Raw genomic sequence first — 13,721 nt, 5'->3', positions numbered from 1 at the left:
GGTCAGATAAGTATGGGTCGACTGACACATTGCATTCGCGAGCAGGCTCGCTCCCACATTTGATCTTTGGGTTACATCAGGTGTTTTTCCGGCTCCGGAATACTCGCCGAGCCCAACACCGCTGGCAGCAACCCGGCGCGCAAATCCCCGCCACTCGGCTGCTGATACAGGCTCAGCCCGAACTCCGGCAACACCGCCAGCAGGTAATCGAAAATATCCCCCTGAATCCGCTCGTAATCGGCCCACACCGTGGTGCGGGTGAAGCAGTAGATTTCCAGCGGAATGCCCTGTGCGGTGGTCTGCATCTGGCGAACCATGCAGGTCATGTTCGGCTGAATCTCCGGGTGACTCTTCAGATACGCCAGCGCATAGGCGCGGAAGGTGCCGATGTTGGTCATGCGGCGGCGGTTGGCCGACATCGCCGCGACATTGCCCTGCGCTTCGTTCCAGGCCTTGAGCTCGGCTTTCTTGCGGCCCATGTAGTCGGTCAGCAGGTGCACCTGCGAGAGCTTTTCTTCCTCGTCGTCGCGGATGAAGCGCACGCCGCTGGCATCGATGAACAGGCTGCGCTTGATCCGCCGACCGCCGGACTGCTGCATGCCGCGCCAGTTCTTGAACGACTCGGACATCAGCCGCCAGGTCGGGATCGAGACGATCGTCTTGTCGAAATTCTGCACCTTGACCGTGTGTAACGTGATGTCGACCACATCGCCATCGGCGCCGACTTGTGGCATTTCGATCCAGTCGCCGACCCGCAGCATGTCGTTGCTGGTCAGTTGCACGCTGGCGACGAACGACAGCAGCGTGTCCTTGTAGACCAACAGAATCACCGCCGACATCGCACCCAGGCCCGACAGCAGCAACAGCGGCGAACGGTCGATCAATGTAGCGACGATGATGATCGCGCCGAACACGTACAAAACCATTTTCGCCAGTTGCACGTAGCCTTTGATCGAGCGTGTACGCGCATGCTCGGTGCGCGCGTAGATGTCGAGCAGGGCGTTGAGCAGGGCGCTGACCGCCAGCAGCAGGAACAGGATGGTGAAGGCCAGCGCGACGTTGCCGAGAAAATTCATCGCGGTTTTGCTCAGCTCCGGCACCAGGTGCAGGCCGAACTGGATCACCAGCGATGGGGTCATCTGCGCCAGTCGTTGAAACACCTTGTTGTGGCGAAAGTCGTTGATCCAGTGCAGCGCCGGTTGGCGGCCGAGCATGCGACTGGCGTGCAGGATCAGGTAGCGCGCCACTCGCCCGAGCACCAGCGCGATGACCAGCAGCACCAGCAGCGCCAGTCCCGATTGCAGAAGTGGGTGCTCTTCGAGCGTGCCCCAGAGGCCTTGGGCTTTGAGCCAGAGCTGTTTGATATCCATGAGCGAAACGTTTCTTCTGTAAGACGCGAGGGCCGATTAGAGCATTTAAGACGCTGTGTATTGCAGCGAGTGACAAATCGGGCAACAAAAAAACCACTGATTGTCGGCGTTTGCACAAAGAAACTCGGCCTGAGCGCTCGAAACCGGTAACCTATGCAGCTGTTTTTTTGCATATCTTCGAGGTAGCACCCGTGTTTTCCCAATTCGCCCTGCACGAACGCCTGCTCAAAGCCGTGGCCGAGCTGAAATTTGTCGAGCCAACGCCAGTGCAAGCCGCGGCCATCCCGCTGGCGCTCCAAGGGCGTGATCTGCGGGTGACGGCGCAAACCGGTAGCGGCAAAACCGCTGCTTTCGTCCTGCCGATCCTCAATCGCCTGATCGGCCCGGCGAAGATCCGCGTCAGCATCAAGACGCTGATCCTGCTGCCGACCCGTGAACTGGCCCAGCAGACCTTGAAGGAAGTCGAACGCTTCTCGCAGTTCACTTTCATCAAGTCCGGCCTGATCACTGGCGGCGAAGACTTCAAAGTCCAGGCCGCGATGTTGCGCAAAGTGCCGGACATCCTCATCGGTACCCCGGGGCGGATGATCGAGCAACTCAATGCCGGCAACCTCGACCTGAAAGAAGTCGAAGTGCTGGTCCTCGACGAAGCCGACCGCATGCTCGACATGGGTTTCGCCGAAGACGTGCAGCGTCTGGTCGATGAGTGCCCGAACCGTCAGCAGACCATGCTGTTCTCCGCCACCACCGGCGGTTCCGGCCTGCGCGAAATGATCGCCAAGGTCCTGAACAACCCTGAGCACTTGCAGCTCAACGCGGTCAGCCAGCTCAACTCGACGACTCGTCAGCAAATCATCACCGCCGACCACAATCAGCACAAAGAGCAGATTGTGAACTGGCTGTTGGCCAACGAGACCTACCAGAAGGCCATCGTCTTCACCAACACTCGCGCCATGGCCGACCGCATTTACGGCCGTCTCGTGGCCCAGGAATACAAAGCGTTCGTGCTGCACGGCGAGAAAGACCAGAAGGATCGCAAACTGGCGATCGATCGTCTGAAGCAGGGCGGTGTGAAGATCCTCGTCGCTACCGACGTTGCGGCCCGTGGTCTGGACGTCGACGGTCTGGATCTGGTGATCAACTTCGACATGCCACGCAGCGGCGACGAATACGTACACCGCATCGGTCGTACCGGCCGCGCCGGAAACGACGGTCTGGCGATCTCGCTGATCTGCCACGGCGACTGGAACCTGATGTCGAGCATCGAGCGCTACCTGAAGCAAAGCTTCGAGCGCCGCACGATCAAGGAAGTCAAAGGCACCTACGGCGGGCCGAAAAAGGTCAAGGCCTCGGGCAAAGCCGTCGGCGTGAAGAAGAAAAAGACCGACGCCAAGGGCGACAAGAAGAAAACCGCCGCCAAGACGCCGACCAAGCGCAAGAGCGTCAACCGTCCAAAGCCGGATTCTCTGGTGAGCAGCGACGGCATGGCCCCGCTCAAGCGCCGCAAGCCAGCCGAGCCAGCGGCTGAGTAAGCTAAAGAACGCGCATAAAAAAACCGGACATTGTCCGGTTTTTTTTCGTCCTCAACTGTCGGCCTTCTTCTCCGCCGACCCCAGTTCCTTCAGACGCTGATCGATCAACTGGCACTTGTCCGGCAGATCGGCGCTGGCCGTGCCCAGATCCATTTTCTGCAACTCGGCGTTGATCTCCTTGGCCTTTTCCGGATTCTGCTCGGTGAGCTTGGAGACTTCCTTGGCCAGTTGTTCGCGTTTGATCGTCGCCTCTTCCGGCGTGCAGGCCCAGACGGGCAGGGCGCAGGCAAGGGTGGCGGCGAGGGACAGCTTGATCAGGGTTTTCATGGGCAGGCCTCAGTTCCGGTTAAGGCGGGTTGAACGGTTGAGGTCTGAAGCGTGGCAAAAGTTCAGAAACTGTGGGGCCAGGATTGTCCTTAATCGGCATGGCAGCAACCCGACTTCGGCGCACCGTCATAGCGATCATGATGCTGAACCCATTCCATGATCTCGTCTTCATTCCTGCCCTTGGGCGTGAGATCCAGATAGTGGTAAGCACCAACTAGCATGTCCAGGCCGCGCGCGTATGTGGAATAGGTGTGGAAAATCTCGCCTTCGTCATTGCGATAAAACACGCTCAGCCCCGGCATTTCTTCCTCGACGCTGTCGGTTTTTTCGTAGTTGTACGTAGCCTTTCCCTCAGCTACATCCTCAGCCCGGGCGCAGACGCCGAAGTCGTAATTGAAATCGCAACCTTCTGACGAAACCCAGTCGAACTTCCAGCCCATCCGCTTTTTGAAGTCCTGAAACTCGTTGAATGGCGCATGGGAAACTGCAACCACCGCGACGTCGTGATGGGCCAGGTGCTGGTTGGCGCCGTCGATGTGGTCGCTGAGGAACGAGCAGCCCTGGCAGCCTTGCTCCCAGCCTTTGGCAAACATGAAATGGTAGATGATCAACTGGCTGTTGTTGCCAAACAGGTCGTTGAGCTTGAGCTCGCCGTTCGGCCCTTGAAAATGATAGTCCTTGTCGACTTTCACCCACGGCAGGGCGCGGCGCTCGGCGCTGAGGCGATCGCGGTCTCGGGTGAAGGCTTTTTCGCGGGCCAAATGCTGCTGACGGGCGGCGAGCCATTCTTCGCGTGATACCACCGGATGGTTTGCAACGTTCATGACGATGTCTCCTGCGGGTTGAACCGGCTGTTTCAGCCTAGTCGTTCAACGTGCGAGGTAATCGACAGCCGTCGGTCGGTCGGGTCCGGAAATACTGCTGAACGGCTGCGCAGCGCTTCGGTCACAACCTTGAAAGCGGCACAAAATCACCCGCACCGGAGGTTGGATCAGGATGACGACTTATAACTGGGATTTGATTGAACGTTTGCTGCATGAAGTGCAGAACAGCGCTGGCCACAGCTTCGCTCCCCGCGCTTATGCCGAAGACCATGCGGCCGAGAAAGCCAGCGCCGGCGAGCCGATCGACAATCTCGATCACTTGAAAACCCTGGCCTGTGATTATGAAAAGCTCTTGCTGGAGCGCGGATTCATCGAGCCGCGGCCGGATCACGAGGGCAGTACAGGCAACAACTTCATTCTGACCCCGCGCGGCTCCAGCCTGTTGAGCCTGATCGACAGCAGCATCCCCGGCAACGACCACCCGCGTCAGGTTTTGGATGAACAGGAGGATGCGCTGGATGAGGTGACGTTTGATGAAGTCGCCTCAAAGGCTCAAATCGCCTGAGCCAGTGAAATCCGCCCTGTGGGAGCGAGCCTGCTCGCGAAAACGGTCTGTCAGTGACATTTGAACTGTCTGACACTCCGCCTTCGCGAGCAGGCTCGCTCCCACAATGGCCCATTGGTTTATTCAAGGTTTCTGCGCGGCCTTCAGGCACTTCAGGTCATTGAAGTCTTTGCGCACTCCCTCGATTTTCTTCAACAACCGTTCACGCTGTTGCGGCGTGCTCTCGGCCATCAAGTCGACAAACAGCGAGCGCGCCTGGGCTTCGGTGTTGGCGTAGGCCTTGCGGTAGTCCGCTGTCCACAAGCGCTCGCGATTGACCAGAAGTGTCTCGATGCGTTGTGGGAATTCCGCGCTTTGGCGTTGCGCAACGGCGGCGCTGAATTGTTGCTGCCAGTGCGCGCGGTTGGCGATCCATTGGGTGTTCTGGTCGCCCAAGGCGTTGGTCCAGGCCGCGACGCGTTGTTTCTGCGTGTCACTGAGCGGGCCTAGCCAATCGTTCAGGCGTTTTTCCATGCGCTCGCCGCGTTCCTTGATCTGCTGGGCCAGCGGCGGTTTCACGTATTCCTGCTGGCGTTTGCGCAAATCCTTGGCAAACGCGTCGTTCATTTCTGCCACCTGTTTATCGTCCAGGCCTTGCAGCAACTCGATGGCCGAAGGGGTGATTTCCCGGGCGGTTTCGGCGATGGCCTGCTTGGCTTCGGCGGTGCGCTCCTGTAGCGCGGCGTCGCTGACCTGATTGCTCTCGACCAAGGCCTGCAAACGGTCCAGCCAGTCGAGGTAACCCGGTAACTGCGTGGTGCAGTGCCAGCTCAGGTGTTCCTCGAGGCGTTCATTGAACCAGTCTTTCTGCTCGCCGTTCATGTCCACGTAATCGCTCAGCGACCACGGGATAATCACGTCGAGGTTGCGGTAGGCCAGGCCAACGCGGCTGCAAGCGCCGAGGGCGAGGGTGAAGATCAGCAGGGCGGCAATCTGTTTGAACCAGCGAGACATGGGCAAATCCTTGCGAGAGCCTGGCGTCGGAAATCTGATTCTTATGTGATGCAGGATGCGCGCGGCAGTTCAGCCGATCAATAGAACGTGCGTACAGCCTTGAGGGTGACGAGGCCGTCGCACTCGCTGTTGTGCCCGGAATAGGCCGAGCAATCACTGCCGCTGAGGCTGGAGTCGCTGTAGATCAGATCAAGATCGACGCCCATGAACGGCCGCGACAGTTTCACCGACCAATCAGTGAAACTGCTGATATAGCCACCGTCCACCGCCGCCGGTGTATTCAACTGGTGCGTGGTGTATTTCATGCTCACGCCAATGCCGAACGGCTGATTGCCAGTGAGGTCGGCAAACAAGGTGTTGTTCTGTTTATCCGGGTCGTTGCTCAGGGCAATGCCGAAGCGACTGCCGAGCAGAGTCAGGCCACCAAACAGCTCCTGGCTGTCGAGGGTGTCCACGCGGGGATAGCTGTAATGGATCATCCCGACTTCATAGCCGAGCACCTGATCGAACGGCTGCTTGAAGCCGACGTAGGAATCGATCTCGAGGTTCTTGCCCGGGCTGATGCCCATGCTCGGCGCGTACTGGCCGAAATACACGCCGCTGTCGTGGCTCAGATCAAGGCCACCGTGGAACGAGCCGACCGCCGCCGGTTTGACCAGACCCTGGGCCATGCTGCGGCTGGGCGTGGTGCCAAGCTTGAGATCGAAGTCGCCCAGTTCACCCTGAAAAACCTGCGCGTGCGCGGTCGCGCCTGACAGCAGGCTGACGAACAATAAACAGGGAAATGGGCGCATGCGTCACTCCATGAACTGCGAGCGCAGGGCGAAGGCCTGCTGAAACGCTTGATCTAGACGCGTGCAAGGATACCGGCGAATGCCCGGCATTGATGGCCGTTCGTCGATTTTCGGGAATTTTTGTTTAAAACGAAGGGGGATTGCGCGGTGCCAGTCCAGGCGCTTCGAAGCTCAAAGCGCCTCTGGACGGGGTGAAACCGGTGTTACTTCTTGCCCAGGCTGATCTGCTTGGACGGGCCGAATGTCTGGCCACTGACGCCTTTGGCAATTTGCTGGATCTCGCCGCCGGACTTGAGGAATGCTGCGATCTGATCGTTGATCGATTCGCTGGTTTCAACGGCTGGAGCTGGCTTTGCTTTGCTGGTGGATGCTTTTACACGCATGGCGGCCATTAACCTTTAGAAAAGTAACTCGGCCAGGCATCGTACAGGAATAACTTGACAATAGCTTGGTAAATATCCTCCGGAATAACCAAGTGCCGCGCTGCAATATTGCCGGTCAGTCGTCCGTAATAAGCAGCTAACCTGCTGTTTTAAATAAGAACATTTAATTGAAATGAGGCCAATCAGCGCAGCAGTGATGCGTCGGGCCGGACTGACGAGCGGCACCCCGCAGGGCAGTGATCAAGCAAAATCAACAGGTTGACGCAGATTTGCCGGTGCGAGGATCTGTCGCCCGACGTCTGCGGCAAAAACGGGTAGAATGCCGCCCACGTATTGAGGGTTTCGGAAATGGCTTTAGTCGGGCGTTACAACAGTTTGCAAGTGGTTAAACACACTAACTTCGGTTTATATCTGGACGGCGGTGCCGATGGCGAAATTCTTTTGCCCAACCGTTATATCCCCAAAGATATTCCCAGCGAAGATGAAGACTGGCTCAACGTATTCATCTATCTGGACAGCGAAGACAAACTTCTCGCCACCACGGAAAAACCGAAAGTTCAGGTCGGCGAATTTGCCAGTCTGAAAGTGGTTGAAGTCAACAGCATCGGCGTGTTCCTCGACTGGGGGCTGCCGAAAGATCTGTTGCTGCCGTACTCGGAAGAAAAGCGCCAGATGACCGCTGGCGAGTACTGCGTGGTGCACGTCTACCTCGACAAACACACGCGCCGCATCACCGCCACCGCGCGCCTCGATCGTTACCTGGACAAGACCCCGGCCACCTACAGCCCGGGCCAGGAAGTCGATCTGCTGGTGGCTGAAGCCACCGACATGGGCTTCAAGGCGATCATCAACAACAAGCACTGGGGCCTGATCCACAAGAACGAGATCTTCAAGTTCATGCGTTCGGGCATGCGCGAGAAAGGCTTCATCAAGGAAGTGCGCGCCGACGGCAAGATCAGCCTGAGCCTGCAACCGGTGGGCCAGGAAGCGGCGAGCAGCCTGAGTTCGAAGATCCTCGGCAAGTTGCGCGAAAACGACGGCACCCTGGCGGTCAGTGACAAGAGTGATCCGGCGTTGATCAGCAGCCTGTTCGGCGTCAGCAAGGGCAACTTCAAGAAAGCCATCGGTTCGCTGTACAAGGAAGGCAAGATCGTCATTCACGCCGATCGCATTGAACTAACCTGAGCCTTGAGTGGCCCATGTTGCAGGCCACACAAGAGGTTGGATCGATGAAAAAGGCGCTGATCGCTTACGTCGCAACGCTGCTGACGTTTCTGCTGCTCGATGGCATCTGGCTCGGGCTGCTGATGGCGCCGACCTATCGCGAACTGCTCGGTTCGCTGATGCTGGAAAAACCGCTGCTGTTGCCCGCAGCGGTTTTTTATTGCCTGTACGTTATTGGCTGCGTGGTATTCGTGGTGTTGCCGGCGCTGAGCTGGCAGCGAGCGGCGAAGCTGGGTGCGCTGTTGGGGCTGGTGGCCTACGGCACTTATGACCTGACCAACTGGGCAACCTTGCGCGACTGGTCGGTGCAGGTGAGTTTGATGGATTGGGCGTGGGGGACAGTGGCGACGGCAGTTGCTTGCACGGTGGGGTGTTTGGTGGCGAAGCGGTTTGCCTGAGCTGATCCGGCAGTTGTGTTGGCAATGCTGGCCTCTTCGCGAGCAGGCTCGCTCCCACATGTTCACCGAACCCTCTGTGGGAGCGGGCTTGCTCGCGAATGACGGCGCAGCCGTCAACCATTCAGCGCTGACGCCACTGACCAACTTAATGTCTTTTCCAGACGGCTTTTTCCGCGCATCTGATTGATAATCCCCGACACTGTTTTCTGACCATTGGATGGCCTGCCATGTTGTGTGTGTTCGAGGTGTTGCGGTGAGTGCCGAGCGGCGCAATGCCGACGGTTTTGCCCTGCAAGTGATGATCGGCCTGTGTCTGATCTGGGGTGTGCAGCAAGTTCTGATCAAGTGGGCGGCAACGGACATCGCGCCGGTGATGCAAGCGGCGGGGCGCTCGGGGATTTCTGCGTTGCTGGTCGGTTTGCTGATCTGCTGGAAGGGCGGTTGGGATCAGGTCGGCAGCACCTGGCGCGGCGGCTTGCTGGCCGGTGCACTGTTTGGTCTGGAATTCCTGTTCATCGCCGAAGGTCTGCAACTGACCACCGCCGCGCATATGTCGGTGTTCTTGTATACCGCGCCGATCTTCACCGCACTCGGCGTGCATTTCCTGCTGGCCAGCGAGCGTTTGCGCCCGTTGCAATGGCTGGGGATTCTGCTGGCGTTCATCGGCATCGCGATTGCCTTCGCCGGTGGTGTGTCGTGGGACAACCTTGATCGGCGCATGCTGCTGGGCGATGCCTTCGGCGTATTGGCCGGCGCCTGTTGGGGCGCGACCACCGTGGTGGTGCGCGCCTCGCGACTGTCGGAAGCGCCGGTGACATTGACCCTGTTTTATCAGTTGCTGGTGGGTTTCATCGGTCTGCTGTTGATCGCGTTGTTCAGCGGCCAGATCACCCACGTCAGCCTGACTACCGTGGCGGTGGCCAGTGTGCTGTTCCAAGGGCTAGTGGTGTCGTTCTTCAGCTACCTGGTGTGGTTCTGGCTGCTGCGCCGTTATCTGGCGGCCAACCTTGCGGTGTTCTCGTTCATGACGCCGTTGTTCGGCGTGACCTTCGGCGTGCTGCTGCTCGGCGAACAGTTGAGCCTGAACTTCGTCATCGGCGCCGTGCTGGTGCTGCTCGGCATCACTTTCGTCAGCGCCGAGCAGTGGCTGCGTCGGCGTTTGCGCAAGGCGCTGGGCCAGTAGCCTTGGCCTGCATCGCCAGCGCGCCGGCCAGCAACAGGCCGGCGCCGGCGATCAGCAGCGCTGGCTGCAAGCCGCCGCTGAAATGGCTGCTCAGCGCCGCCAGCAGCGGGCCGCTGAGCTGGCCGACGGCGAAGCACGCCGTGAGCATCCCGGCGTTGCGCTGAGTGGCGTGGGGCGCCAGCTCTCGCGAACGCTGCATGACCAGTTGCATGCACGCCAGAAACGGCGTGCCGCAGAGGATCACCCCCAGCGCCAGGCCGACGCCGCTGCCCAGCAGGCAAGCAAACACCCCGGCCGCTTGCAGCCACAGCGTCGCCATCAGCCAGTGCCGCGTGGTCTCGGGATCATGTCGGCGCAGACTCACCAACCACACACCGATCGCCGCGCCGAGGCCAAAGCACGGCCAGAACAGATCCGCCTGCCACTGGCCATGAAACTGCGCGTTGGCCATCTGCGACAGGAACGTTGCCGGAATGATGTAGCCGATGCCGTAAAACGCATACACCAGCGCCAGCCGGGCAATGCCGCGATTCGCTGGGTTCACATGGGGTGGCGCTGGCCTCGCTACCACCGTGGGCTGCGGCAACAACCGCCAGACGCCGAGCATCATCAGCAACGCGGCGGCCGCGTAAATCAGCCACAGAGTTGCCGATGTCTGCTGCAAGCGATGTGAGACCAGCGCCAGCAAGCCTGTGAGAAAAATCCCCAGACCCGGCCCGGCAAAAACCAGAGCACCCCAGCGCGGGCGACCCGCTGCCGCCGCCAGCGGCTGGCTGAGCGAAGTGATCATCACCAGCACCCAGGCACTCGCCACTCCGGTACCAAAGCGCAACAGCAAGTGCGACCAGAAACCGTTGGCCCAGAACGACGCCAGGGTCAGCAGCACGCACAGCCATAGCCCGCCATGCAGGCGACGCTGCACCTGCTGCGGCCGCTGGGCGAACATCGCATCCACGGCACCGAGCAGATAGCCGAAGTAGTTGGCCGCCGCGATCAGCCCGGCGGCGGTGAGGTCGATCTGCCCTTCGCTGAGCAGGTGCGGCATCTGAGGTGTCAGGGCGAAACGGCCAATGCCCATGGCCATCATCAGGGCAACGAAACAGGCGGATAAACGTATCAGCGGCGACATGGTCGGGCTTCCTTCAAGGCAGCAATGACCGTCAGGCTAGGATCGATTGACTTTCTTTAAAATTGAATAATAGTGAGTAACTTGTTCTGTTCAGGAGAAAGCAGGTGGAATTCAGCCAACTGCGGATATTTCAGGCGGTCGCCGAGGAAGGCTCGATCACCCGCGCCGCCGAGCGCCTGCATCGGGTGCCATCAAATCTGTCGACGCGGCTGAAACAGCTCGAAGAGCAGTTGGGTGTCGAACTGTTCGTCCGCGAACGGCAGCGCTTGCAGTTGTCGCCGGCGGGCAAGGTCCTGCTCGACTACACCGGCAAACTCTTCGCTCTGCGCGATCAGGCCAGTGCGGCGGTGATGGGCGGGCAACCGGCCGGCGACTTCGTGCTGGGCACCATGTACAGCACGGCGGCGATCCATCTGCCGGCGTTGCTGGCGCGTTATCACAAGCAATACCCGATGGTGAATTTGCAGGTGCAATCGGCGCCGACCGGCGAACTGCTTGAAGGGTTGCTCACCGGTCGCCTCGACGCGGCATTGGTCGACGGACCGCTGGAACTGGCGGGGCTCGATGGCGTGCCGTTGTGCGAGGAGCGGCTGGTGCTGATTACTGAAATCGACCATCCACCGGTGCACAGCGCGCGGGATGTCGAGGGGCGCTCGGTATTCACCTTCCGTCAGGGCTGTTCATATCGCATGCGTCTGGAAGCGTGGTTCTCTCATTACCACGCGGCGATGGGCCGGCCGATGGAGATCGAGTCGTATCAGGGCATGCTCGCCTGTGTGATTGCCGGCAGTGGTGTGGCGTTGATGGCCGAGTCGATGCTCGCCAGCCTGCCGGGTCGCGAAAGCGTCGCCGTGCATCCGTTGGCCGAGCCGTTCGCGGGTGCGACAACGTGGCTCATGTGGCGCAAGGGTATGGCCGGGGCCAACCTGAATGCCTGGATCGACGTGCAGCAAGTGGTCTATCCCGTGGCTTTGCATGAAGTCCGTGAAACAGCGTGAACCAATCGCAACAGATTCTGTTCAATTCAGTAACAGATCATTGCGGATTTGGCCGAGCATTGCGTAGGACTTCGGACTATTATCAGTGCGAAGCGGCCTCAGAATTCCGGCCGCTCAGCACCACCCTGAAGGGGGCATGACGATGAAAGAGAAAATCCAGAACTGGCTGCACGATTTGGGAGTTGCCCTCGGTTTGATCGAACCGCCTCTGCAACCGGTACCGATTCGCACGGACGACGAACAGCGCCGACGCCAGCCACGTCGCCGTTAGTACCTGCGATCAGAGATTTCAAGATCGCAGCCGTCGGCAGTTTCTACAAAGTGTAGGAGCTGCCGAAGGCTGCGATCTTTTGTTTTTTATCAGGCAAAAAAAACGGGTGTGGCTACCGACGCCACACCCGCTGAAGAAAACATCAAGTCGTTACAGCCGATTCACACCGCCGTTGCCACGGTTGCCGGGCGCGGCGAGAACAGGCTGACCAGTACAAAGCTCACCAGGCTGACACCCAGGCTGTAATAGATCGGCGAGTTCGCGTCCATGCCGTCCTTGACCATGAACACCAGCGCCGTGATAAAGCCCAGCGTCATGGCGCTGATCGCCCCGGCAGTAGTCGCACGCTTCCAGAAAATCGCGCCAATCAGCGGAATCAGCATGCCACCGACCAAGAGGTTGTAAGCCAGGGTCAGCGCGCTGATCACGTCATTGACGACCAGAGCAATGCCCAGCACCGCGATCCCCGTCAGCAGCGTAAACAGACGGCTGACCGCGACGTTGGACTGTTTGCCGCCGCGCAGTTTCGGCAGCAGGTCTTCGGTCAGGGTGGTGGACGCGGCGAGCAGGCCGGCGCTGGCGGTGGACATCATCGCCGCCAGTGCGGCAGCGATCACCAGGCCACGGATGCCGTCAGGCAGCGAGACTTTGACGATGGCGGCAAAGGCGTTGTTGACGTTGTCCAGATCCGGAATCAGTACATGCGCAGCCATGCCGATCAAGGCGCAGACCAGACCGTAAATGATGCAGTAGATCCCGGCCGAGGTGCCGGCGTACTTGGCGACTTTTTCGCTTTTTGCCGTAAACACCCGCTGCCAGATGTCCTGGCCGATCAGGATGCCGAAGAAGTAGATCATGAAGTAGGTAATGATCGTGTCCCAGCCGATGCTGGTGAAGTTGAAACTGGCCGCCGGCAGTTGCGCGACCAATTGATCCCAGCCGCCTACGCGGTACAGGCAGATCGGCAACAATACGAACATCAGGCCAACCGTCTGGATGCCGAACTGGACGATGTCCGTCAGGGTCAGCGACCACATGCCGCCGATCGTTGAATAAATCACCACGATGCCGCCGCCCAGCAGTACGGAAATCCAGAAGGGCAGACCGAACAACACTTGCAGCACGGTGCCGATCGCCAGAATCGAGGTCACGCCGATCATCAGCGCGTAAGCGAGCATGATCGTCGCACTGGCGGTGCGCGCCATCGGGTTGTAGCGCTTCTCCAGGACCTGGGTGACGGTGAATACCTTGAGTTTCAGCAAGGGCTTGGCGAGGAACAGGTTCAGCGCGACGATGCCGCAGCCCAGTGCCGCGCACAGCCAGAACCCGGAGATGCCATGCACGTAACCCAGACGCACGGTGCCGACGGTGGACGCGCCGCCGAGGACGGTTGCTGCCATGGTGCCCATGTACAGCGACGGTCCCAGATTACGCCCGGCAACCAGATAGTCTTCGTGGGTCTTGGCCTTGCGCATGCCGTAGTAGCCGAGAACCAGCATCGCAGCGGCATAAATGAGTACGACGAATAAATCCAAAGCCATGATGGCGTGTCTCCGATTGTCTTTTTTATGGTCAAGCAAATGGGGTCTGCAAGGCTTCCTGTGGGAGCGAGCCTGCTCGCGAAGGCGGTCTGTCAGTCACACCAATGTTGGATGTGCTGAAGTCTTCGCGAGCAGGCTCGTTCCCACAGGGGATTCGTGTCAGGCGGCCTGACGCAGTTGAGGTTTTAT

The 13,721-nt window shown here is 59.5% G+C and carries 15 protein-coding genes; 7 read left to right on the top strand and 8 right to left on the bottom strand.

Features of this window, described 5'->3' with window-relative positions; all coding sequences use genetic code 11:
• Positions 1–71 precede the first annotated feature (71 nt).
• Positions 72–1,370: a mechanosensitive ion channel family protein gene (locus QMX86_RS24520; protein ID WP_056783642.1), complete on the bottom strand. Its 1,299-nt coding sequence runs from the start codon at positions 1,368–1,370 to the stop codon at positions 72–74.
• Between the two features lie 191 nt (positions 1,371–1,561).
• Here QMX86_RS24520 and QMX86_RS24515 point away from each other — a divergent pair, with 191 nt between their 5' ends.
• Positions 1,562–2,902, top strand: coding sequence for a DEAD/DEAH box helicase (locus QMX86_RS24515; RefSeq protein WP_024012040.1), 1,341 nt, complete (start codon positions 1,562–1,564; stop codon positions 2,900–2,902).
• Between the two features lie 51 nt (positions 2,903–2,953).
• On the opposite strand, the gene QMX86_RS24510 is transcribed toward QMX86_RS24515, so the two are convergent.
• Together QMX86_RS24510 and QMX86_RS24505 are read right to left on the bottom strand one after the other, a co-directional pair.
• Positions 2,954–3,229, bottom strand: coding sequence for a hypothetical protein (locus tag QMX86_RS24510; RefSeq protein WP_039761007.1), 276 nt, complete (start codon positions 3,227–3,229; stop codon positions 2,954–2,956).
• Between the two features lie 89 nt (positions 3,230–3,318).
• Positions 3,319–4,053: a thioredoxin family protein gene (locus tag QMX86_RS24505; RefSeq protein WP_282387572.1), complete on the bottom strand. Its 735-nt coding sequence runs from the start codon at positions 4,051–4,053 to the stop codon at positions 3,319–3,321.
• A 172-nt stretch (positions 4,054–4,225) separates the two neighbouring features.
• Between QMX86_RS24505 and QMX86_RS24500 the strand changes: the two genes are divergently transcribed.
• Positions 4,226–4,618, top strand: a complete 393-nt coding sequence (locus QMX86_RS24500; protein ID WP_056783658.1) for a hypothetical protein — start codon at positions 4,226–4,228, stop codon at positions 4,616–4,618.
• Between the two features lie 123 nt (positions 4,619–4,741).
• On the opposite strand, the gene QMX86_RS24495 is transcribed toward QMX86_RS24500, so the two are convergent.
• From QMX86_RS24495 to QMX86_RS24485, 3 genes are all read right to left on the bottom strand, one after another.
• Complete coding sequence (locus QMX86_RS24495) at positions 4,742–5,611, bottom strand: DUF6279 family lipoprotein (protein ID WP_122691639.1); 870 nt, start codon at positions 5,609–5,611, stop codon at positions 4,742–4,744.
• A 77-nt stretch (positions 5,612–5,688) separates the two neighbouring features.
• Positions 5,689–6,405: a TorF family putative porin gene (locus tag QMX86_RS24490; RefSeq protein WP_016771158.1), complete on the bottom strand. Its 717-nt coding sequence runs from the start codon at positions 6,403–6,405 to the stop codon at positions 5,689–5,691.
• Positions 6,406–6,608: 203 nt separating this feature from the next.
• Positions 6,609–6,797, bottom strand: coding sequence for a hypothetical protein (locus QMX86_RS24485; RefSeq protein ID WP_016985943.1), 189 nt, complete (start codon positions 6,795–6,797; stop codon positions 6,609–6,611).
• A 339-nt stretch (positions 6,798–7,136) separates the two neighbouring features.
• Between QMX86_RS24485 and QMX86_RS24480 the strand changes: the two genes are divergently transcribed.
• From QMX86_RS24480 to QMX86_RS24470, 3 genes are all read left to right on the top strand, one after another.
• A complete protein-coding gene (locus QMX86_RS24480; protein ID WP_016771157.1) occupies positions 7,137–7,973 on the top strand; it encodes a S1-like domain-containing RNA-binding protein in 837 nt (278 codons plus the stop codon).
• A 44-nt stretch (positions 7,974–8,017) separates the two neighbouring features.
• On the top strand, positions 8,018–8,410 hold the full coding sequence (locus tag QMX86_RS24475) for a DUF2177 family protein (protein ID WP_110645029.1): 393 nt from the start codon (positions 8,018–8,020) through the stop codon (positions 8,408–8,410).
• 253 nt (positions 8,411–8,663) lie between these two features.
• Positions 8,664–9,593 carry a DMT family transporter gene (locus tag QMX86_RS24470; RefSeq protein WP_041478962.1) on the top strand — a complete coding sequence of 310 codons (930 nt, stop codon included), beginning with the start codon at positions 8,664–8,666 and terminating at the stop codon, positions 9,591–9,593.
• Here the strand turns inward: QMX86_RS24470 and QMX86_RS24465 are convergent.
• On the bottom strand, positions 9,541–10,722 hold the full coding sequence (locus QMX86_RS24465) for an MFS transporter (protein WP_282387057.1): 1,182 nt from the start codon (positions 10,720–10,722) through the stop codon (positions 9,541–9,543). The two genes, QMX86_RS24470 and QMX86_RS24465, sit on opposite strands and share 53 nt — an antisense overlap.
• Before the next feature lie 104 nt (positions 10,723–10,826).
• Here QMX86_RS24465 and QMX86_RS24460 point away from each other — a divergent pair, with 104 nt between their 5' ends.
• Both QMX86_RS24460 and QMX86_RS24455 read left to right on the top strand, forming a co-directional pair.
• Complete coding sequence (locus QMX86_RS24460) at positions 10,827–11,720, top strand: LysR family transcriptional regulator (protein WP_282387058.1); 894 nt, start codon at positions 10,827–10,829, stop codon at positions 11,718–11,720.
• 142 nt (positions 11,721–11,862) lie between these two features.
• Positions 11,863–11,991, top strand: a complete 129-nt coding sequence (locus QMX86_RS24455) for a PA1414 family protein (protein WP_003184145.1) — start codon at positions 11,863–11,865, stop codon at positions 11,989–11,991.
• Positions 11,992–12,152: 161 nt separating this feature from the next.
• Here QMX86_RS24455 and QMX86_RS24450 read toward each other — a convergent pair whose 3' ends face one another.
• Positions 12,153–13,532: a sodium:solute symporter gene (locus QMX86_RS24450; protein WP_282387059.1), complete on the bottom strand. Its 1,380-nt coding sequence runs from the start codon at positions 13,530–13,532 to the stop codon at positions 12,153–12,155.
• Positions 13,533–13,721 lie beyond the last annotated feature (189 nt).

This window comes from Pseudomonas sp. PS01270, assembly GCF_029959775.1.
Taxonomy (GTDB): domain Bacteria; phylum Pseudomonadota; class Gammaproteobacteria; order Pseudomonadales; family Pseudomonadaceae; genus Aquipseudomonas; species Aquipseudomonas atacamensis.
This window is presented reverse-complemented; position numbering and strand designations above follow the sequence as displayed.

What these genes read in the sequence shown, in the direction of transcription:
- QMX86_RS24475 (WP_110645029.1), top strand. Translation starts at nt 8,018, where the DNA reads ATGAAAAAGGCGCTGATCGCTTACGTCGCAACGCTGCTGACGTTTCTG.
- QMX86_RS24480 (WP_016771157.1), top strand. Translation starts at nt 7,137, where the DNA reads ATGGCTTTAGTCGGGCGTTACAACAGTTTGCAAGTGGTTAAACACACT.
- QMX86_RS24485 (WP_016985943.1), bottom strand. Translation starts at nt 6,797, where the DNA reads ATGGCCGCCATGCGTGTAAAAGCATCCACCAGCAAAGCAAAGCCAGCT.
- QMX86_RS24490 (WP_016771158.1), bottom strand. Translation starts at nt 6,405, where the DNA reads ATGCGCCCATTTCCCTGTTTATTGTTCGTCAGCCTGCTGTCAGGCGCG.
- QMX86_RS24455 (WP_003184145.1), top strand. Translation starts at nt 11,863, where the DNA reads ATGAAAGAGAAAATCCAGAACTGGCTGCACGATTTGGGAGTTGCCCTC.
- QMX86_RS24495 (WP_122691639.1), bottom strand. Translation starts at nt 5,611, where the DNA reads ATGTCTCGCTGGTTCAAACAGATTGCCGCCCTGCTGATCTTCACCCTC.
- QMX86_RS24510 (WP_039761007.1), bottom strand. Translation starts at nt 3,229, where the DNA reads ATGAAAACCCTGATCAAGCTGTCCCTCGCCGCCACCCTTGCCTGCGCC.
- QMX86_RS24500 (WP_056783658.1), top strand. Translation starts at nt 4,226, where the DNA reads ATGACGACTTATAACTGGGATTTGATTGAACGTTTGCTGCATGAAGTG.
- QMX86_RS24520 (WP_056783642.1), bottom strand. Translation starts at nt 1,370, where the DNA reads ATGGATATCAAACAGCTCTGGCTCAAAGCCCAAGGCCTCTGGGGCACG.
- QMX86_RS24465 (WP_282387057.1), bottom strand. Translation starts at nt 10,722, where the DNA reads ATGTCGCCGCTGATACGTTTATCCGCCTGTTTCGTTGCCCTGATGATG.
- QMX86_RS24450 (WP_282387059.1), bottom strand. Translation starts at nt 13,532, where the DNA reads ATGGCTTTGGATTTATTCGTCGTACTCATTTATGCCGCTGCGATGCTG.
- QMX86_RS24505 (WP_282387572.1), bottom strand. Translation starts at nt 4,053, where the DNA reads ATGAACGTTGCAAACCATCCGGTGGTATCACGCGAAGAATGGCTCGCC.